An 18,736-nucleotide genomic window follows, 5' to 3' on the forward strand; every position below is an offset into this window, starting at 1 on the left:
GCCATCTCGCCGGCGCCATCAACGGCGCCGCCGTGGCGCGCAAGACCTCGTTCCTGCGCGACATGATGGGCAAGCAGGTTGCTGCGGCCGCGATCACCGTCACCGACGAGCCGCTGCGCCGCCGTGGCCAGGCGTCGCGTCCGTTCGACGGCGAGGGCGTCGAGGGCGAAAAGCTGTTCATGGTCGAGAAGGGCGTGCTGAACCACTGGTTCCTGTCGACCTCCGCCGCGCGCGAACTTGGCCTCGTCACCAACGGACGCGGCGCGCGCGGCGGCTCCTCCGTCTCGCCGTCGTCGACCAATCTCGCCATCGAGCCGGGCGAGCGTTCGCCGGACGATCTGATCAAGTCGCTCAAATCAGGCTTCTACGTCACCGAAGTGTTCGGCCAGGGCGTCGACATGGTGACCGGCGAGTACAGCCGCGGCGCTTCCGGCTTCTGGATCGAGAATGGCGAGCTTGCCTATCCGGTCGCCGAAGTGACGATCGCCTCGAACCTGAAGACCATGTTCCTCAACATGGTTCCGGCCAGCGATCTCGACCGCAATTTCGGCACCGCGGCACCGACGCTGCTGATCGAAGGAATGACCCTTGCCGGAGCTTGATCCGGTCACTGCAGCCGGGGCCGGCGAGGATCTGCCGCTGCTGCGCGACGCCGCCCGCGAGGCAGGTGTCATCGCCATGCGCTATTTCGGCAAGAATCCGCAAGTGTGGATGAAGGACGGCACCTCGCCGGTGAGCGAGGCCGACCATGCCGCCGACGCCTATCTGCGCGAGACCCTTTTGGCGGCGCGGCCGGACTATGGCTGGCTGTCGGAGGAAACGGCCGACGATCCGGCAAGGCTTGCCGCGCGCCGCACCTTCGTCGTCGATCCGATCGACGGCACGCGCGGCTTCCTCGAAGGCCTTCGCTCCTGGTGCGTCAGCGTCGCCGTCGTCGAGGATGGCCGCACGCTGGCCGGCGTGCTCGAATGTCCGGCCAGGGAAGAGACCTACTGGGCGCTGCCGGGCGGGGGCGCGTTCCGCAACGGCAAGCCCATTGCCGTGCGCCGCCCCACGGCGACGGTCGAGATCGGCGGGCTGAAGCAGCTGATCGACCTCATGCCGGCGCAATGGCAGAGCCGGCTGCAGCGCGCGCCCCATATTCCCTCGCTCGCCTACCGGCTGGCGATGGTCGCCAACGGCACACTCGACGCGACCTTCGTCAAACCCAACGCGCATGACTGGGATATTGCCGCGGCCGATCTCATCCTGCGCGAGGCCGGCGGCGCCTTGCTCGACCAGAACGGTCGCGCGCCGCGCTATGCCGGCGAAGTGATCCGCCACGGCGCGCTGGTCGCCGGTAGCGGCGAACTCCTTGCCGTGCTGGCCGGCGTGATTGCCGGGCTTGACGGTTGAACGAACATCAATGGTTCCAAAGTCGGCGGCTTTGGTCTAGACCTGTCACAAACTCACGATATGTGAAGGACCGACATGACCGCGGAAGACGGAAAGAAGCAGCTTTTGCACCTGGTGTTCGGCGGTGAACTGAAGAAGCTGGGCGGGACCGAATTCCGCGATCTCGACGCGCTCGACATCGTCGGCATCTACCCGGACTATCAATCCGCGCAGACGGCATGGAAAGCCAAGGCGCAAGCCAGCGTGGACAATGCCCATATGCGTTATTTCGTCGTTCACCTGCACCGGCTGCTCGACCCAGATAACAAGCCGGCCGGTTGACATCGATGGAGCATGAGGCAGTGAAAGGGCCGGCCACCAGGTCCGCGGTCAAAAGGCACCCCGGTGGCACGCCCAAGACGTTCTGGCGCAAGATCCGCGAGCCGCTGGCGCAGTCGCGATTCGTCAAGGACGTCATCGCCAGCCTGTTCGCGCAGTTCGTCCGCCTGGTTCGCCTGACCAACCGTGTCGTCGACGGATCGGCGCCGATATCGGGCGGCTCCTACTCTGAGTTCGAACCCGGCATCATTGCGCTGTGGCACGGCCAGCACCTCCTGACCCCGGCTTACTATCCCAAGGGACGGCCGCTGGTCGCCATGGTGTCGCGCAGCGCCGATGCCGAGCTCAATGCGCTGATGCTCGAGAAATTCGACGTCGAGGCGGTGCGCGGCTCCGGCGGACGCGAAAGCTCCAGGCATCTCGACAAGGGCGGCGCCAAAGCGCTCATTGCCCTGAAAAAGTCGCTCGCCGCCGGCAAGAACGTCGCCATGATCGCTGACATCCCCCACGGCACGCCGCGCGACTCGGGGCTTGGCATCGTTCTCCTGGCGCGGCTTTCGGGCCGGCCGATCCTGCCTACAGCCATTACCACCAGCCGGCGCAAGGTGCTGGAGCGAAGCTGGGACAAGACCACCATCAACCTGCCTTTCGGCCGCTCCTCGATCGTCATCGGCGCGCCGGTGTTCGTTCCGGCCGATGCCGACGAGGCCGAAATGGAGCGCAAGCGCCAGGAGGTCACGGCCTCGCTCAATGCCGCGACCGCCAAGGCCTACCGTCTCGTGGATGGCCCGAAATGAGCGAGCGCTGGGCGCGCGCCTTCCTGACGGCGTATCGTTTTGCAGGGGCCGCCGCCTATCCGCTGATCGGACCCTACGTCGCCTGGCGCACGTCCATGGGCAAGGAAGACCGCGTTCGACGGCGCGAGCGCTACGGCATCGCCGGGCGCGCGCGTCCCGATGGGCCGTTGATCTGGATCCATGCGGCAAGTGTCGGCGAGACGCTGGCCGTCATACCGCTGGTCAAGAGCATTCTCGACTATGGCGTCAACATCGTGCTGACGACGGGCACGGTCACCTCGGCGCAGGTTGCCGCTGAGCGGCTCGGCGACCGTATCATCCATCAATATGTGCCGCTCGACCTCAAGCCGGCGGTCAGCCGCTTCCTGGACCATTGGCAGCCGGACCTGGCGATCATCGCCGAATCGGAGATCTGGCCGATGACCATCCTTGAACTCGGCGCGCGCCGTGTGCCGCAGGTGCTGGTCAATGGCAGGCTTTCGGACCGTTCGTTCACATCCTGGAAGAAACGCGCCAACATCGCCGAGGCGCTGTTCGAAAATCTCGCCCATGTCGTCGCCCAGTCAGATGTCGACGGCGAGCGCTTTCTTTCGCTTGGCGCCCGGCCGGTCACCGTATCCGGCAATCTCAAGGTCGACACCACGCCGCCGCCGGCCGATGAAAAGGTATTGTACGCGCTGAAGCGCCAGATCGGCGCCCGCCCGACCTGGGCGGCGATATCGACCCATGACGGCGAGGAGGTGGTGGCCGCCGAGGTCCATGCGATGCTGCACAGACGTCACCGCGGTCTTTTGACGATCATCGTTCCGCGCCATCCCGATCGCGCCGAAGCCCTTGCCGCGCAGATTTCCGGCATGGGCCTGAAGCTCGTGCGCCGCAGCAAGGGCGACAAGATCACCGCGGACACCGATATTCTGCTTGGCGACACGATTGGCGAGATGGGTCTCTATCTCAGGCTGACGGAAATCGCCTTCGTCGGCCGTTCACTTACCTCCGAGGGCGGCCAGAACCCGTTGGAGCCGGCCATGCTCGAGACGGCTGTGCTGGCCGGCCGCAATGTCCAGAATTTTCGTGAAGCCTATCAGCGCCTGCTCGACAGCGGCGGCGCCAAGCTGGTGCGCGACCGCGACATGCTGGCCGGCGCCGTCAACTTCCTTTTGACCAACGAGGCGGCGCGCCACGAGATGATGGCGGCGGGTGCGGCGACCGTCGACGAGATGCGCGGCGCGCTGGCGCATACGCTGAGATCGCTCGAACCCTACATCCAGCCGCTGGTCGTCAAGTCGCGCCTGAAAGGCGCCGACGGGAGGTAGGTCGTGGATCTATCCACATGACCTCGGAAGCACCGCCCTTCTGGTGGGAGGAACCGGACTGGCGGGTGCTGGCGCTGTCGCCGCTGTCGGCGATCTACGCGCTCGTCGCCGGCCGCCGCATGCGGCATGCCGCGCGTGAAAAGGTCGAAGCGCCGGTGCTGTGCGTCGGCAACTTCACCGTCGGCGGCACCGGCAAGACGCCGGTGGCGATCGCACTGGCAAGACAGGCCAGGCGCATGCAGCTCAATCCGGGTTTCCTGTCGCGCGGCCATGGCGGCTCCTTTGCGCAGCCGCATGTCGTCGATCCGCATCACGATGCCGCCAGGCATGTCGGCGACGAGCCGCTGCTTCTTGCCGAGCACGCGCCGGTCGCGGTGACGCCGAACCGCGCTGCCGGCGCCAGGCTCCTGCTGGAAAAGCACGGCTGCGACTTCCTGATCATGGATGACGGCTTCCAGAGCGCGCGCATCCACATCGACTATGCGCTGGTCGTCGTCGACGCGCGCTACGGCGTCGGCAACGGCCGTGTCATTCCAGGCGGGCCGCTGCGGGCAAACATCGTCGACCAGCTGGTCTTCACCAGCGGGCTCCTCAAGATGGGCGAGGGCACCGGGGCCGATGCGGTCGTGCGCCAGGCGGCGCGCGCCGGCCGGCCGATCTTCGAGGCGTATACGAGGCCAAGCCGCAAGACGGGTCTGGCCGGCAAGCGGGTTCTGGCTTTTGCCGGCATCGGCCATCCCGACAAGTTCTTCGACACGGTCCGTGAAGCCGGCGGCGAGGTGGCGTTGACCCGGTCGTTTCCGGACCATCATTTCTATGCCGGGGACGAACTTGCCGAACTGGCGGCGACGGCGCGCCGCGCCGGGCTCGGCCTCATCACCACCGCCAAGGATGCCGCCCGGCTGCGCCACGACGCTGCGTCAGCCGATTTCCTTGGGCAGCTCGACGTGCTGGAGATCGACACCGTGTTCGAACCCGAGCATGCGCCCGAGCGCATCATCGGCGAGACGCTGGATGCCTGGCGGCAGCGCAAGCTGAAGGGCTGATCAGCGCCGGCTGCGCAGTTCCGGATGCGCCTCGATTTCGCGGCGCAGCGAAGCGGTTGCGCTCACATAGGGTTCCTGCCTGGCGACGCTCCAGTATTTGAGTTCGTCCAGAGGAATGCTCTCGCCGGTCACGGCGCAACGCACGAAGGCGCCGGGACTGGTCACCTGGAAGTCGCCGTCGAGATAGCGGATACGCGCTTCCTTGCCGCCGGGGCCTTCGAAACGGTTCATCATGGGGTGGTGCCGAAATTCATGACGATGTCATCGCCATAAATCCAGGCGAGGTCAAGCTTGGAGCGAGGTGAGATCAGCTTTGGTCACGTCAGTTTCGCGAGTGCGCCAGATCTGGCAAGCCGGCAAATGGATGTCTTATCCTTCGGCTACGATGAAATCCTCGATCTTTTCGGCAGAAAGCCCTGCCTCGTTGGCGATGCGGCGAGCGAGGTCTGCTGCGGCGGCGCGCGGCCGTCCCAGCGGCCGGTCGAGCCAGTAGGATATCGGGCTCAGCACGCGGCGTTCGTCGACTGCGACGATGCGACCCGACTTCAACTGATCCACGGTCATCGGCGGTCGCGCCAGCGCGATGCCAAGCCCGTTGGCTGCCGCATCGAGCACCAGATTGTAGTCCTCGAAGCGGCGGTCTTGCGGGCGCGGGCGATAGTCCATGTCGTGCGCGGCAAACCAGGCACGCCAGGCCGAAGCGTCGGAATCGTTGATCAGCGGAAATTTGAGCAGCCGGGCCGGGTCGCCGCGGCCGATCTCCTTGGCGAGGCCCGGCGAGGCGACGGGGAAAACATGTTCCTCGAAAAGCTGCACCGAGACGCGGCCCGGAATGCGGCCGCGCCCGCAGCGGACCGACAGATCGATGCCCTCGTCGGCAAGGTCGGCCTGCCGGTTGTCCACATCGAGCACGATGCGCAACTTGCTGGGGTTGTTCTCAAGCGTGGCCATGCGCGGCATCAGCCACAGGCCGCTGACCGAGGGGATCGAGGCCAGCCGCACCACCGCGGTGCCGCGAGGCTCGATCCAGCGGTCCGAATTGCTTGCTATCAGCGCGAAGGCTTCGGTGGTGCGCAGATGCAGGCGGGTTCCCTCGATGGTGAGTGAGACCCCGCGCGCGCCACGGTCGAACACTTTCAGCCCGAGCCAGTCCTCGAGCTTGGCGATCTGCCGGCTGACGGCGCCATGGGTGAGGTTGAGCTTTTCGGCGGCGGCAGAAAAACTCCCGGTCCGCGCCGCGGCGTCGAAGGCGCGCAAGGTCTCGAGCGGCAGCATCGGCTCTGAGCTGTGATCCATACTCACAGGTGACTCTCGATTTGGTCGTTTGTCAACCGCTCCGAAACGGCGTTTTCTCTCATTATGGCATCAAAGAGCGAGGACAGCGAGATGAGCGTCTATACCGGCACGTTGAATCAGACACAGCGCATGGACACCACGGCGGCAATCGCGGTGGCGCTCACCGTGATCGGCTGGGCCTCCGCTTTCCCAGCCATCCGCGCCGGTCTCGCCGCCTTCGATCCGCTGGAACTCGGCGCGCTGCGCTTTGCCATCGCCGCCGTGCCGGCCGCGATCTTCCTTGCCGTCAAGCGCCCGGCTTTGCCAAGGGTCGACGAATTGTGGCGCTTTGCCTTCGGTGGCGCCATTTTCGTCGCGCTCTACACGGCAATGCTCAATTTCGGCGAGCTGACGGTCTCGGCGGGTGCGGCCGGCTTCATCATCAATGTCAGCCCAATCTTCACCGCCATCATGGCGATGGCGCTGCTCGGCGAACGCTTCTCAACCATGGCCTGGGCAGGTACGGCCATCTCCTTCGCCGGCATCGGCATCATTGCCATGGGCGAGGGGCAGGGCCTGCACTTCAACACCGGTGCGCTGCTGGTGCTGGGCTCGGCTTTGTGCTCGGCCGTCAACACCATCGTCCAGAAGCCGCTGTTTGCCCGCCATCACCCGCTGACCATCGCCGCCTCCAACATGGTGCTCGGCGCGCTCTGCCTGGCGCCCTTCCTGCCAAACGCACTCTCGCAGTCAGCGGTCGCCGACACCGCCGGTCTCGGCGCCGTCATCTTTCTCGGCATCGTGCCGAGCCTGATCGCCTACGCCGCCTGGGCCACCGCCCTGTCGCGCCTGCCTGCCGCCCGCGCCTCGAACTTCCTTTATCTGGTCTCGCCGGTGGCCACCCTGATCGGCTTCTTCTGGCTCGGCGAAGTGCCGACCCTGCTCGGCATAATCGGCGGCGCGCTGGCGCTGGGCGGTGTCATCGTGGTGAATTTGAAGAGGTGAATCAGGGGTTGCATTGTTTTACCTGAATCGCCAGCGGACCTCGTCAGCCGTGACCTTACCGCCGCCCAAACAGCCGCTCGATATCGGCAAGCTTCAGCTCGATATAGGTCGGGCGGCCATGGTTGCAGGTGCCGGAGCCCGGCGTCGCCTCCATCTGGCGCAGCAGCGCATTCATCTCCTCGGCCTTGAGCAGCCGGCCGGAACGCACCGAGCCGTGGCAGGCCATGGTCGCGGCGATCCGGTCCAGCCGCCCCCTTAGCGTCTCGACCGTGTCGTTGTCGGCGATCTCGTCGGCAAGGTCGCGCACCAGTTGCTGGACATTGGTTTCGCCGAGCATTGACGGCGTCTCGCGCACGGCGACGGCACCCGGGCCGAAGCGCTCGATGCCGAGGCCGAAGCGGGCAAGCGTCGCCGAATGCACAGCGAGCCGCTCGGCATCCTCTTCCGGCAGGTCGACGATCTCCGGCAAAAGCAGCATCTGTGACGGCACCGCGCGCGAATGCAGCGCGTTCTTCAGCGCCTCGTAGACCAGCCGCTCATGCGCCGCATGCTGGTCGACGATGACCAGCGAATCCCTGGTCTGCGCGACGATGTAGTTCTCATGCACCTGCGCGCGCGCCGCGCCCAGCGCCGTGCCAAGCAGCGTCTCCGCTGCTTCATTGAGCCCGGCCCGCGCATCGGCGCTGTGTAGCGGTCCGGTATCGAACGCCACTTGATCGTTCTCGCGAAACCCGCCATTTCCGGCGCCGTCAAACCCCATATCGAGCGGCCGCTGCGGCGAGCGGTCGAAACCGGTGAAGCCGGAGGCACGGGAAGCAGCCTCGTAGCTGCGATGGCCGTTGGCCGGTCCAGGATGCGCGTAGCTGGCAGCACCCGGCCGGAACGCCGCCATCAAGCCCGCAGCCGCCGTGGTGGCGGCGCGGATGCCGGCATCGGCCAGCGCCTCGCGGACAGCGCCGACGATCAGCCCGCGCACCAGACCGGGATCGCGGAAGCGGACATCGGCCTTGGCCGGATGGACGTTGACGTCGACGATGGCCGGATCGAGGGTCAGGAACAGCACGGTTACCGCATGGCGGTCGCGCGGCAGCACATCGGCGAAGGCGCCACGGATGGCGCCGGCGATCAGCTTGTCGCGCACCGGCCTGCCATTGACATAGGCATATTGCTGCAGCGCGTTGGCGCGGCTGAAGGATGGGATCGAGACGTGGCCGGCAAGATGCACGCCGTCACGCATCGCATCGATGGCGATCGCATTGTCCGGAAAGTCGGCGCCCATCACTTGCGCCTCGCGGCTGAGCCGGCCCTCGGGCGTATTGTCGGTCGCCGGCAGCTCCAGTGTCGGGCGGTCGGAGCCGGCCAGCGTGAAGCGCACGGCTGGGAAGGCGATGGCGATGCGCTTGACCACGTCGCTGGTCGCCGAGCTTTCGGCGCGCTCGCCCTTCATGAATTTCAGCCGCGCCGGCGTGGCGAAGAACAGGTCGCGCACCTCGACCGTGGTGCCGCGGTTGGCGGCCGCCGGCTTGACGGCGGACACGCGGCCGCCCTCGATGCCGATCTCGGCGGCGCTGTCGCCCGCCGCCGTGCGCGAGCGGATCGACAGCCGCGCCACTGAACCGATCGACGGCAAGGCCTCGCCGCGAAAGCCGAGCGAGCGGATGTCGTGAATGTTGTCGGCGAGCTTCGACGTGCAGTGGCGCGCGATCGCCAGCGCCAGTTCCTTTTCCGGAATGCCGTAGCCGTCGTCGGTGACGCGGATCAGGTTCAGCCCGCCGCCGGCGGTGACGATCTCGACCCTGGTGGCACCCGCGTCGAGCGCATTCTCGACCAGTTCCTTGACCACGCTCGCCGGACGCTCGATGACTTCGCCGGCGGCGATCTGGTTGATCATCGTTTCGGAAAGCTGGCGAATGGGCATGGGAGCACTATAGGCGGATTCGTGGGCGGTGGGAGGGGCAGAATTGCGTTGGTTACTGCTAGGCGATGAAACTGCCTAGTAGCGATCCTTCGCGCCTCCCTCTGTCCGGCAGGACAGAGGGGGCGCTGTCCCGCCGGCGTAGCCACGCCGAGCACTGCCAAGCAACCTCACGCCTGCGCGGCCAGCCAGTCTCGTACCTTGCGGGCATTGTCGCTGAGTTCGCGGTTCTTCGGCCAGATGATGTGGAAACGCGTGCCGGTTCTCATCACATGGCTGGTGGCGCTCACCAGCAGGCCCGATGCCAAGAGCCGCTCGGCAAGATGCCGCCAGCCAAGTGCGATGCCTTGCCCCTCCATCACCGCCTGGATCACCAGCGCGTAGTCGTTGATGCGCAAACCGCGCCCGGCATCCACCTCGCTGAGGCTGGCCCCGGCCGACTGGAACCACTCCTCCCAGCTTGCAGCCTCGCGAAACGGCTCCTCGAGATGGATAAGGCGGTGTGATGCCAGTTCCTTGACGGTCTGCGGCAGGCCGAACTTCGCCACATAGCTGGCGCCGGCGACAGGAAAGATCTCCTCGTCGGCCAGCGGCAGCGAATTATAGTCCGGCCAGTCCAGGGGCTCGCCACCGCGCACAGCGAGTGGAATGCCCTCGGCGATAATGTCGAGGTCGCGGTCGGCGGTCTGGATGCGCAGGTCAACACCCGGCAATTCGTCGCGGAACTGCTGCAGGCGCGGCATCATCCAGAACGAGCCGAAGGCGGTCGACGCGGCAAGCGTCACATGGCCGCCGGTCGCCTGCTGGCGCAGATCCTCCGCCGACTTGCGGATATGCGACAGGCCGAGCGAAACGTCGGCGTGGAAGCGCTCGCCGGCCTCGGTCAGGCAGACCTGGCGGTGGCGTCGCTGGAAGAGTTTGGCGCCGAGCTTTTCCTCCAGCCCGCGCACCGCATAGGAGACGGCGGCCTGCGTCATGCCGAGTTCGCGCCCGGCGGCGGTAAAGCTTGACAGCCGCCCGGCGGCCTCGAAGACGATCAGGCTGCCGGCCGATGGCAACAGGTGGCGCAGGCTTCGCATAAGCAGAGCTTATACAAGAGATCAGGATTTTCCAGCGTCACAGTCATATTTCGTCTCGCTAAGTTGACTGCTTGGGAAGGATGGAGTTGTCATGAACGCACCCGCCGTTGAAGTGAGCGAACACACCAACCGTCGCAGCGGCGGCCGCCTGGGGCGCAAGGCGCTGCGGGGCGCGCCGATAGCGTCGTTTCCGACCCTGGTCCGCCAGATTCCCGTCTATCAGATGGTACCGGACGAAGCGGTGGAATTGATCCACCAGGAGTCGCTGTCGATCCTCGAAGAAGTAGGATGTGAGTTCCGCGACGACGAGGCCATCGCACTGTGGAAGGCGGCGGGGGCCGATGTCTCCGAGACACGTGTCCGCATCGACCGCGCTCTTCTAATGGAACTCATATCGAAGGTCCCGTCGGAGTTCACGCTCAACGCGCGCAACCCCGAGCGTTCCGTGCGCGTCGGCGACAACAACTCCATCTTCGTGCCGATGTACGGCGCACCCTACGTGCGCGACCTCGACAACAACAGGCGCTATGGCACGCTCGCCGACCTCAACAATTTCCACAAGCTCGCCTACATGGCGCCAGCGCTGCACTCATCGAGCTCGATCATCTGCGAGCCGATGGAAATTCCTGTGCCGAAGCGTCACCTACACATCATCCATTCGGCGCTGAAGCACTCCGACAAGCCGTTCATGGGCATTGTCACTTCCAAGGATCGAGCCGAAGACACGATGGCGATGGCAGGCATCGTCTTCGGCGAGGACTATGTCCGCGACAACCCGGTGCTGGTGGCGATCACCAACTGCAATTCGCCGCTGGTGTGGGATGCCACCATGCTCGACGCTATGAAAGTCTATGCGCGCCACAACCAGCCGCTGATCCTCGCACCTTTTGCCCTTTGCGGCGCCTCGACTTCGGCCTCTGCCGTGGGCGCGGTCGCGCAGGTCAATGCGGAAGCGCTGGCGGGTGTCGCGTTCACGCAGCTGCTGCGTCCGGGCTCGCCGCAGATCTACGGACAGTTCATGGTGACGGTCGACATGAAGACCGGTGCGCCCATGGGCGGCACGCCGGAGGCGGCCCAGATGATGTATCTTATGGGGGCATTGGCGCGGAAATACCGGCTGCCATGGCGCACTTCCGGATTCCATGTCGGATCGAAGGTGAACGACGCCCAGGCGGGCTACGAGGCGAACATGCTGATGCATGCCGCCATCCTTGCCGGCGCAAACTACATCTGGCACTCCGCCGGCTGGCTAGAAGCCGGCCTGACCTGTGGTTATTCGAAATTCGCCACCGACTGCGAACAGCTTGTCGGCTGGTACAAATATGCCGGCGGGCTGCCGTTCGACGATTTCAAGGAGGCCATGGCGGCGATCCGCGAGGTCGGACCGCAGGGCCATTTCCTCGGCACCCAGCACACGCTCGACCATTTCGAGTCCGCCTTCTTCATACCGAGCATCATGGACTTCAATTCGTTCGAACAGTGGAAGGCGGAAGGGGCAAAGGACCACGACACACGCGGCCGCGAGAAAGCACGCAACATGCTTGCCGATTATGAGGAGCCGAAGCTCGATGAGGGCATCGCCGAGGGTCTCAAAGATTTGATCGCGCTGCGCGAGGAGAAACTGCCGGACAGCGTTAGTTGATAACGGGCGACCCGATGGGAACCATAAGGGAGGAAAAAATGACACTCTTCAGAAGCAATGGCGATCGCGTGCCGGGCGCCATCGAGGCGATGGCGCAAGAGACGCGCGCGGGTCGTATGGACCGGCGCGAGTTTCTGGCGCTGGCAAGCGCCCTCGGCGCGTCGACGGGCCTTGCCTACGGCATGATCGGCCTTGCCGTGCCGAATCAGGCTTTGGCCGAGGAGCCGAAGAAGGGCGGGACGCTGCATATATCGATGTCGGTTAAGGCGCAGAAGGATCCGCGCACTTATGACTGGGTGGAACTTGCGAACATTTCACGCTGCTGGCTGGAGCCGCTTGTCCGCTACACGCACCAATTCACATTCGAGCCGGTCCTGCTTGAAAGCTGGGAGGTCAATGACGACGCCACCGAATACATGCTGCATGTGCGCAAGGGCATCACCTGGAACAACGGCGACGCTTTCAACGCCGATGACGTGGCCTACAATCTGGCGCGCTGGTGCGAGAAGAACGTTGCCGGCAATTCCATGGCCGCCCGCGTCGGTGCGCTGATCGACGAGAAGACCGGCAAGGCCAGGGATGGGGCGATCACCAAGGTCGATGACAATACCGTCAAGCTGAAGCTGAACGAGCCTGACATCTCGCTGATCCCGAACTTCACCGACTATCCGGCATTGGTTGTCCACCGCAATTTCGATGCCGATGGTGCCGATCCGATCAAAAAGCCGATCGGCACCGGACCCTTCGAACTGGTTTCTTACGATGTCGGCCAGAAAGCGGTCGTCAAGCGTCGTGAGAACGGCAAATGGTGGGGCGGCGAAGCGCCGCTCGACAGGGTCGAATTCATCGACTACGGCACCGACTTCAACGCCACGGTGAACGCATTCGATTCCGGCGAGATCGATCTCAATTTCGAGAGCCCCGCCGACTTCATCGATATATTGGACAGGATGGGCTTGGAAAAATCCGAGGTCGCGACAGCAACGACGCTCGTTGCCCGGACCAACATCACGCACAAACCTTATGACGACCAGCGGGTCCGCAATGCGCTGCAGATGGCGGTCGACAACAAGGCCGTGCTCGAACTTGGCTATGCCGGGCGAGGGACCCCTGGTGAAAACCACCATGTTAGCCCTATCCATCCGGAATACTTCGCGCTGCCCAAGAAGACGCGCGACGCGGCGGGCGCCAAAAAGCTGATGGCCGAGGCCGGGCAGGCCGACTTCGAGCATGAACTGATCACCGTCGAGGACGATTGGCAAAAGAACACCGGCGACGCGATTGCCGGCCAGTTGCGCGATGCCGGCATCAAGGTGAAGCGCACCGTGCTGCCGGGTTCGACCTTCTGGAACGACTGGACGAAATATCCCTATTCCATGACGATCTGGTACATGCGCCCGCTTGGCGTTCAGGTGCTGGCCTTGGGTTATCGAACGGGCGAAGCCTGGAATGAATCGGCATATTCGAATCCCGATTTCGACGCCAAGCTCAAGCAGGCTCTCTCGCTGATCGACGTGGAGAAGCGACGCGAGGTCATGAAGGACGTCGAGCAGATCCTGCAGGATTCGGGCGTAATCATTCAGCCGTTCTGGCAGAAGCTCTACAGCCACATGAACAAGAAGGTGAAGAACTACGCAGTCCACCAGACCTTCGAGATGGATCTCCAGAATGTCTGGCTGGACGCCTGAGTGAGTTGCGAGCGCAAGAACTTCCGCCCGCAGACGAGGCGCTCGGGATTTCATGGGCCGCAAAAAAGCCGGGATACCGGATTCGTGGTATGGACGGTTCCCACCGCGAAACCTGGAGATCATCGGATGAGACTGACTGTGCTTGCAGCCGCCCTCTCGATCGCAACTCCCGTGGCCGCCTTGGCCGGGCCGGCATCCAACGCGGTGAAGTTCTTCTACATGCCCGAGGTCAAGTTCGAGGCCGACGCGAAGTACCGCGACCGTTTCATCGAGCCGGTGACCAGGCTGTTCGACCTCAACGACCAGGCGCGGAAGAACAAGCCGGACGAGGTGCCTTGCATCGACTTCGCCCCCGGTCTCGATGCGCAGGACTATGACGAGAAGACCGTCGCCAAGACGCTCAGGCTGTCGGAAGCGGTGGATGGCGACAGCGCCAACGTGACAGTGACCTTCAACCTCTTCCCTGAAGGCGATGATTCAAAACGCGAAATGGTCTGGTCCCTGAAGAAGATCGACGGCAAATGGAAGGTCGCCGACATTGCCTCCAAATCCAGCGGCTGGACGCTCAGCGCGCTGGAATGCATGCCCGTTCCGGCGGCGGAGTGATGCCGTGCTCCGTCGCCGTTCCCTGGCGCTGTCGACCGTCTCGATGCTGGCCGCGGGGCTGAACGCTGCGCCTGTGCCCAAGGCCTGTTCGGCGCGCCGCCGCCGAACGCGCCTTCCGGCGACGCCGGCAATGCGCCGGCAGACACATCGCCCGCGAACCCGCCGGCAACCTTCTGTCGGTGACCGGCGAATGGGCGCTCAGCCAATATCAGTGCGAATAGGGAAACGATGAAGATCACCAATATCCGCGTCACGCATGTCAATGTCCCGCTGGACGCGCCGTTCTGGTGGACGGCCGGTCTCTATGGCGGCGCTTCGAAGTCGATCATCGAGGTCGAGACCGACGAGGGCGTGGTCGGCCTGGGCGAGGCGCCTTGGTGGCACTTTGGCGAGGTGATCAAGGCCGAGATCGCGCCGGCGCTGATCGGCGCCGATCCACTCGATATCGCCGACTGCGAGGCGCGCTGCGTACCGCCCTGGCAGATCACCGCCAACACCGGCGAGAACGCCGCGTCCGTCGCCTTCGGCGCGGTTGAGCTGGCGCTGTGGGACATCAGGGGCAAAGTGTTCGACATGCCGCTCTACAAGGTCCTTGGCGGCGCGGTGCGCAAGGACATTCCGTTTTCGGAATACTTCTCCTTTCGGGCCGCCGCGCAGGGCGGGGCAGGCGGCGAGATGACGCCCGAAGCGATCGTCGACTATTGCCTGAAGATGCGCGAGGAGCACGGTTCGACGATCTTCGAGGGCAAGCTGATCATGGGCGACCCCGAGCTCGAGATCAGGACCGTGCGCATGCTGCGCGAGGCGCTCGGCGACAAGGCGCAGATCAAGCTCGATTCCAACATGCAATGGTCGTTGACATCAGCGCGCTGGGTGCTGCGCGAGATCGAGCCGTTCAACATCCGCAACTACGAGGATCCGGTCGCCACCTTCGAGGAGATGGCCGCACTTCGCCAGCATTCGCGTATACCGTTTTCGACACATGTGCCGGATCTCAGACGCGCGGTGGCGCTTGGCGCGCCGGACTATTTCGTCTGCAATTTCGCCGCCCTTGGCGGCCTGTCGAAAACGCTGAAGTTCATTGCTGCTTGCGAGGCGATGGGTAAAGGCTTCTGGTGCTATTCGAACGATCTCGGCATCATGACGGCAGCCTATCTGCATGTCGTGGCCGCCACCCCATGGATCATCGAGGCGTCGCAATCGCTGTTTGCCTGGCAGATCGGCGACGTCGTCAAGGACGGTCCGTTCCGGCAGAAGGGCAACACGGTGCGCGTGCCGGAAGGCAATGGTCTCGGCGTCGAACTCGACCCGGCGGCGATGAAACGCTGGGCCGCGCATTTCGCCGAGCACGGGCCGATGCATCATTTCAGCGATCCGAACAATCCCGGCCGCTACCGCCGGCTGCCCCTGAACTGACGCCATGGGCTTGCGCGACGAACCCAGCTCAGCCGCGCCCGCGATAGGGCACTACTCCGGTGTCGGGCAGCCAGACGCCTTCCGGCGGCGCCCCGGTCTGCCAGAACACGTCGATCGGGATGCCGCCGCGTGGATACCAGTAGCCGCCGATGCGCAGCCACAACGGTTTCGTTGCCGCCACAATGCGGCGGCCGATCATGACGGTGCAGTCCTCGTGGAAAGCGCCGTGGTTGCGGAACGAGGTCATGAACAGTTTCAGCGACTTCGATTCCACCAAAAGCGCGTCGGGTGCGTAGTCGATGACGATATGGGCGAAATCCGGCTGTCCGGTGACCGGGCAGAGCGACGTAAATTCCGGGCAAGTGAAGCGCACAATGGCCGGCGGGCCGTCGCCGCGCGCAGACGGCACGGTTTCCAGGACCGCTGCTTCCGGGCTCTGTGGCGTCTCGACATGCGTGCCGAGCTGGGTGAGGTTTTTGGTATCGATCATCGCGGTTTTCCTTGGATTTGCCGCGCTCATTAGCATCGGACCGAAAAGTGCGCAGCGGTTTTCGGATGAATCCGATGCGTAAAATGGAAGCTGGAGCAGCGCACGCTGCTCCGACACAGTTTGATACAGCAGGAAGACGATGACCAGCAACGATCCGCTCCTTCAGCCCTATCAGCTCAAGCACCTGACGCTGAAGAACCGCGTCATGTCGACCAGCCACGAGCCGGCCTATTCCGAGGACGGCATGCCGAAAGAGCGCTACCGGCTCTACCATGCCGAGAAGGCCAAGGGTGGCATGGCGCTGACCATGACCGCCGGTTCGGCGATCGTCTCGCGCGACAGCCCGGCCGCCTTCGGCAATTTGCATGTCTATGACGACCGCATCGTGCCGTGGCTCGCCGAATTGGCCGACGCCTGCCACGAGCATGACTGCAAGGTGATGATCCAGATCACCCATCTCGGCCGCCGCACCGGCTGGAACAAGGCCGACTGGCTGCCGGTGCTGTCTGCTTCGCCGGTGCGCGAACCGGCGCACCGCGCCTTTCCCAAGACCATCGAGGACTGGGACATCGAGCGCATCGTCGCCGATTATGCGGCGGCCGCCCAGCGCTGCCAGGCGGCCGGTCTCGACGGTATCGAGTTCGAGTCCTACGGCCATCTGATGGACGGCTTCTGGTCGCCGGCCACCAATCAGCGCGACGATGAGTATGGCGGTTCGCTCGACAACCGTCTGCGCTTCACCAATATGGTGCTCGATGCGGTGCGGGCTGCGGTCGGCGAAAAGTTCGTCGTCGGCATCCGCATGGTCGCAGACGAGGATTTCGAAAAAGGCCTGTCGAAGGAGGAGGGCATCGAGATCGCCAGGCGGCTCGCCGGCTCCGGCAAGGTCGATTTCCTCAACATCATCCGCGGCTCGATCGAGACAGATGCGGCGCTGACCAGGGTTATCCCGGTGACCGGCATGCGTTCTTCGCCGCATCTCGACTTTGCCGGCGAGGTCAGGGCAGCGACGAAATTCCCGACCTTCCACGCGGCGCGGATCTCCGATGTCGCCACCGCACGCCACGCCATTGCCACCGGCAAGCTCGACATGGTCGGTATGACCCGCGCCCATATCGCCGACCCGCATATCGTGAGAAAGGTGATGGAGGGCCGCGAGCATGAGATCCGCCCTTGCGTCGGTGCCACTTATTGCCTCGACCGCATCTATGAGGGAGGCGAGGCGCTGTGCATCCATAATGCGGCGACCGGCCGCGAGGCCGAGATCCCACATATCATCGTCAGGACCGCAGGCCCGAAGCGCAAGGTGGTGATCGTCGGCGCCGGCGCCGGCGGGCTGGAGGCAGCGCGCGTCGCGGCCGAGCGTGGGCATCAGGTGACGGTGCTCGAAGCCTCGAGCCAGGCCGGCGGCCAAATTCGGCTGGCAACGCAGAATCCGCGCCGCAAGGAATTGATCGGCATCATCGACTGGCGGCTGGCCGAGCTCGACCGGCTCGGCGTCGACATCCGCTATGACACCTGGGCCGAGAAGGACGACGTACTGGCGCTGTCGCCCGACGTGGTGGTGGTCGCTACCGGCGGCCTGCCGCAGAACCCGCCGCTGGCGGCCGGCGACAATCTCGTCACCTCGAGCTGGGACATCATGGCCGGCAGCGTCAAGCCGGCTGAGAACGTGCTGCTCTATGACGACAATGGCGGTCACCAGGGCATGGGCGCGGCCGAGTTGATCGCGATCGCGGGTTCGAAGCTGGAGCTGGTTTCACCCGAGCGCTTCTTTGCGCCTGAAATGGGCGGCATGAACCATGTACCCTATATGCGTGCCTTTCAGGAAAAAAGCGTCACCGTCACCATCAATACGCGGTTGCGGTCGGTACGGCGCGAAGGCAACCAACTGATCGCCGAACTGGCTTCCGACTTCGCCGATGGCTGGCGCGGCGAGCGGCGGGTCGATCAGGTGGTTGTCGAACATGGCACCGCGCCGCTCGATGACCTTTATCTCACACTGAAGCCACTGTCGAAGAATGGCGGCGCGGTCGATTACGAGCGGCTGGTCAGCGGCGGCGACATTTTTCCGGAGCGCAATCGGGAAGGCGGTTTCGTGCTGTTCCGCATCGGCGACGCGGTCGCCTCGCGCAACATCCATGCCGCAATCTATGACGGCATCAGGTTCGGCTTGCGGATCTGAATAGCAGTTCGAAATGATTGGTGGCGCAGCCGAAACCCTCGCAGGGAGAGCCACCTTCCGCTTAAGTCCGGTGCGCGCCGCGCACAGTGCCGGCTTGTCGCCGGGCACCGTACGATCTCGTGAATTGGGCAGCGCCGCTCAAAACATCCTGGCAGTGGCCATGCAGAGTACGGTGATGACCAGCAGCCCGCCGGCGATGCGTTCGCCTCTTGTCATTTTCGCGCGCAACTGGCCTTCCGTTGCCTGGTCAGCGCCGGCCAATTGTCTGCTGGCGGAGCCGACCAACGCCCCCTGGACGCCGGCGGCGATCAAGGCCGCCACGATGCCCAGTGCCAGAACTTTCTCCATCGAGCCGAAAACGCCCTCATGGAAGAAATACCACAGCAGTATGCCGGTAAGGAAAACCAGGCCGGCGGCGCCCATTTGCGGCCGGAAGAACCGTTCCGCCCGTATATCCGGGTCGCGGCCAACCGCGATGGTGGTGCCGGCCCAGAACACGCCCGCCATGACGTGAAGACCGAGGACGACGATGTAGACATATTGCATGATCGCTTTTCCTCTCGTGC

18 protein-coding genes are annotated in these 18,736 nt (G+C 64.5%); 12 read left to right on the forward strand and 6 right to left on the reverse strand.

The genetic code is table 11. From position 1 onward, the window contains the following. The 6 genes from MESS2_RS15045 to lpxK all read left to right on the forward strand — a co-directional run. The coding region (locus MESS2_RS15045) for a metallopeptidase TldD-related protein (protein ID WP_040593172.1) at nt 1-602 on the forward strand (602 nt) is incomplete at its 5' end. Continuing rightward, nucleotides 589-1,395 carry a 3'(2'),5'-bisphosphate nucleotidase CysQ gene (locus MESS2_RS15050; RefSeq protein ID WP_008875217.1) on the forward strand — a complete coding sequence of 269 codons (807 nt, stop codon included), beginning with the start codon at nt 589-591 and terminating at the stop codon, nt 1,393-1,395. The genes MESS2_RS15045 and MESS2_RS15050, both read left to right, overlap by 14 nt. A 75-nt stretch (nt 1,396-1,470) precedes the next feature. Further along, nucleotides 1,471-1,716, forward strand: a complete 246-nt coding sequence (locus MESS2_RS15055) for a DUF4170 domain-containing protein (RefSeq protein ID WP_008875218.1) — start codon at nt 1,471-1,473, stop codon at nt 1,714-1,716. Between the two features lie 5 nt (nt 1,717-1,721). Next, nucleotides 1,722-2,510 carry a lysophospholipid acyltransferase family protein gene (locus MESS2_RS15060; protein WP_008875219.1) on the forward strand — a complete coding sequence of 263 codons (789 nt, stop codon included), beginning with the start codon at nt 1,722-1,724 and terminating at the stop codon, nt 2,508-2,510. Continuing rightward, a complete protein-coding gene (gene waaA / locus MESS2_RS15065) occupies nt 2,507-3,823 on the forward strand; it encodes a lipid IV(A) 3-deoxy-D-manno-octulosonic acid transferase (protein ID WP_008875220.1) in 1,317 nt (438 codons plus the stop codon). Before MESS2_RS15060 ends, waaA begins: the two co-directional genes overlap by 4 nt. A gap of 17 nt (nt 3,824-3,840) precedes the next feature. Continuing rightward, entirely contained in the window at nt 3,841-4,869 is a 1,029-nt protein-coding gene (lpxK, locus tag MESS2_RS15070) for a tetraacyldisaccharide 4'-kinase (RefSeq protein ID WP_008875221.1), read from the forward strand. On the opposite strand, the gene MESS2_RS15075 is transcribed toward lpxK, so the two are convergent. Then, nucleotides 4,870-5,103, reverse strand: coding sequence for a DUF2093 domain-containing protein (locus MESS2_RS15075; RefSeq protein WP_008875222.1), 234 nt, complete (start codon nt 5,101-5,103; stop codon nt 4,870-4,872). Nucleotides 5,104-5,238: 135 nt separating this feature from the next. Then, the gene (locus MESS2_RS15080) at nt 5,239-6,165 is read right to left on the reverse strand and encodes a LysR substrate-binding domain-containing protein (RefSeq protein WP_083918535.1); all 927 of its coding nucleotides are present in this window, start codon (nt 6,163-6,165) and stop codon (nt 5,239-5,241) included. Nucleotides 6,166-6,255: 90 nt separating this feature from the next. Between MESS2_RS15080 and MESS2_RS15085 the strand changes: the two genes are divergently transcribed. Next, a complete protein-coding gene (locus MESS2_RS15085) occupies nt 6,256-7,149 on the forward strand; it encodes a DMT family transporter (RefSeq protein ID WP_008875224.1) in 894 nt (297 codons plus the stop codon). A gap of 55 nt (nt 7,150-7,204) precedes the next feature. On the opposite strand, the gene mutL is transcribed toward MESS2_RS15085, so the two are convergent. After that, a complete protein-coding gene (mutL, locus tag MESS2_RS15090; protein ID WP_040593174.1) occupies nt 7,205-9,067 on the reverse strand; it encodes a DNA mismatch repair endonuclease MutL in 1,863 nt (620 codons plus the stop codon). Between the two features lie 167 nt (nt 9,068-9,234). Beyond that, entirely contained in the window at nt 9,235-10,143 is a 909-nt protein-coding gene (locus tag MESS2_RS15095) for a LysR substrate-binding domain-containing protein (RefSeq protein ID WP_008875226.1), read from the reverse strand. A gap of 91 nt (nt 10,144-10,234) precedes the next feature. Here MESS2_RS15095 and MESS2_RS15100 point away from each other — a divergent pair, with 91 nt between their 5' ends. From MESS2_RS15100 to MESS2_RS15115, 4 genes are all read left to right on the forward strand, one after another. Then, nucleotides 10,235-11,785, forward strand: coding sequence for a trimethylamine methyltransferase family protein (locus MESS2_RS15100; RefSeq protein WP_008875227.1), 1,551 nt, complete (start codon nt 10,235-10,237; stop codon nt 11,783-11,785). A gap of 38 nt (nt 11,786-11,823) precedes the next feature. Then, entirely contained in the window at nt 11,824-13,473 is a 1,650-nt protein-coding gene (locus MESS2_RS15105; RefSeq protein ID WP_008875228.1) for an ABC transporter substrate-binding protein, read from the forward strand. 126 nt (nt 13,474-13,599) lie between these two features. Beyond that, complete coding sequence (locus tag MESS2_RS15110; RefSeq protein ID WP_008875229.1) at nt 13,600-14,079, forward strand: DUF3828 domain-containing protein; 480 nt, start codon at nt 13,600-13,602, stop codon at nt 14,077-14,079. Nucleotides 14,080-14,307: 228 nt separating this feature from the next. Then, nucleotides 14,308-15,495: a mandelate racemase/muconate lactonizing enzyme family protein gene (locus tag MESS2_RS15115; RefSeq protein ID WP_008875230.1), complete on the forward strand. Its 1,188-nt coding sequence runs from the start codon at nt 14,308-14,310 to the stop codon at nt 15,493-15,495. 28 nt (nt 15,496-15,523) lie between these two features. Here the strand turns inward: MESS2_RS15115 and queF are convergent, their stop codons facing one another. Next, nucleotides 15,524-15,985 (reverse strand): preQ(1) synthase, encoded by a 462-nt coding sequence (gene queF / locus MESS2_RS15120; RefSeq protein WP_008875231.1) that lies wholly within the window; start codon nt 15,983-15,985, stop codon nt 15,524-15,526. 139 nt (nt 15,986-16,124) lie between these two features. Here queF and MESS2_RS15125 point away from each other — a divergent pair, with 139 nt between their 5' ends. Further along, nucleotides 16,125-18,170, forward strand: coding sequence for an oxidoreductase (locus MESS2_RS15125; protein ID WP_008875232.1), 2,046 nt, complete (start codon nt 16,125-16,127; stop codon nt 18,168-18,170). Between the two features lie 138 nt (nt 18,171-18,308). On the opposite strand, the gene MESS2_RS15130 is transcribed toward MESS2_RS15125, so the two are convergent. Further along, nucleotides 18,309-18,716 (reverse strand): hypothetical protein, encoded by a 408-nt coding sequence (locus MESS2_RS15130; RefSeq protein ID WP_008875233.1) that lies wholly within the window; start codon nt 18,714-18,716, stop codon nt 18,309-18,311. Between the last annotated feature and the right edge of the window lie 20 nt (nt 18,717-18,736).

The organism is Mesorhizobium metallidurans STM 2683 (genome assembly GCF_000350085.1).
GTDB classification, from domain to species: domain Bacteria; phylum Pseudomonadota; class Alphaproteobacteria; order Rhizobiales; family Rhizobiaceae; genus Mesorhizobium; species Mesorhizobium metallidurans.

Bases quoted from the DNA above. Each gene is read 5' to 3' on its own strand.
- MESS2_RS15080 (WP_083918535.1), bottom strand. From the start codon at position 6,165: ATGGATCACAGCTCAGAGCCGATGCTGCCGCTCGAGACCTTGCGCGCC.
- MESS2_RS15100 (WP_008875227.1), top strand. From the start codon at position 10,235: ATGAACGCACCCGCCGTTGAAGTGAGCGAACACACCAACCGTCGCAGC.
- queF (WP_008875231.1), bottom strand. From the start codon at position 15,985: ATGATCGATACCAAAAACCTCACCCAGCTCGGCACGCATGTCGAGACG.
- MESS2_RS15110 (WP_008875229.1), top strand. From the start codon at position 13,600: ATGAGACTGACTGTGCTTGCAGCCGCCCTCTCGATCGCAACTCCCGTG.
- waaA (WP_008875220.1), top strand. From the start codon at position 2,507: ATGAGCGAGCGCTGGGCGCGCGCCTTCCTGACGGCGTATCGTTTTGCA.
- MESS2_RS15130 (WP_008875233.1), bottom strand. From the start codon at position 18,716: ATGCAATATGTCTACATCGTCGTCCTCGGTCTTCACGTCATGGCGGGC.
- MESS2_RS15060 (WP_008875219.1), top strand. From the start codon at position 1,722: ATGGAGCATGAGGCAGTGAAAGGGCCGGCCACCAGGTCCGCGGTCAAA.
- MESS2_RS15125 (WP_008875232.1), top strand. From the start codon at position 16,125: ATGACCAGCAACGATCCGCTCCTTCAGCCCTATCAGCTCAAGCACCTG.
- MESS2_RS15085 (WP_008875224.1), top strand. From the start codon at position 6,256: ATGAGCGTCTATACCGGCACGTTGAATCAGACACAGCGCATGGACACC.
- mutL (WP_040593174.1), bottom strand. From the start codon at position 9,067: ATGCCCATTCGCCAGCTTTCCGAAACGATGATCAACCAGATCGCCGCC.
- MESS2_RS15075 (WP_008875222.1), bottom strand. From the start codon at position 5,103: ATGATGAACCGTTTCGAAGGCCCCGGCGGCAAGGAAGCGCGTATCCGC.
- MESS2_RS15055 (WP_008875218.1), top strand. From the start codon at position 1,471: ATGACCGCGGAAGACGGAAAGAAGCAGCTTTTGCACCTGGTGTTCGGC.
- lpxK (WP_008875221.1), top strand. From the start codon at position 3,841: ATGACCTCGGAAGCACCGCCCTTCTGGTGGGAGGAACCGGACTGGCGG.
- MESS2_RS15095 (WP_008875226.1), bottom strand. From the start codon at position 10,143: ATGCGAAGCCTGCGCCACCTGTTGCCATCGGCCGGCAGCCTGATCGTC.
- MESS2_RS15115 (WP_008875230.1), top strand. From the start codon at position 14,308: ATGAAGATCACCAATATCCGCGTCACGCATGTCAATGTCCCGCTGGAC.
- MESS2_RS15105 (WP_008875228.1), top strand. From the start codon at position 11,824: ATGACACTCTTCAGAAGCAATGGCGATCGCGTGCCGGGCGCCATCGAG.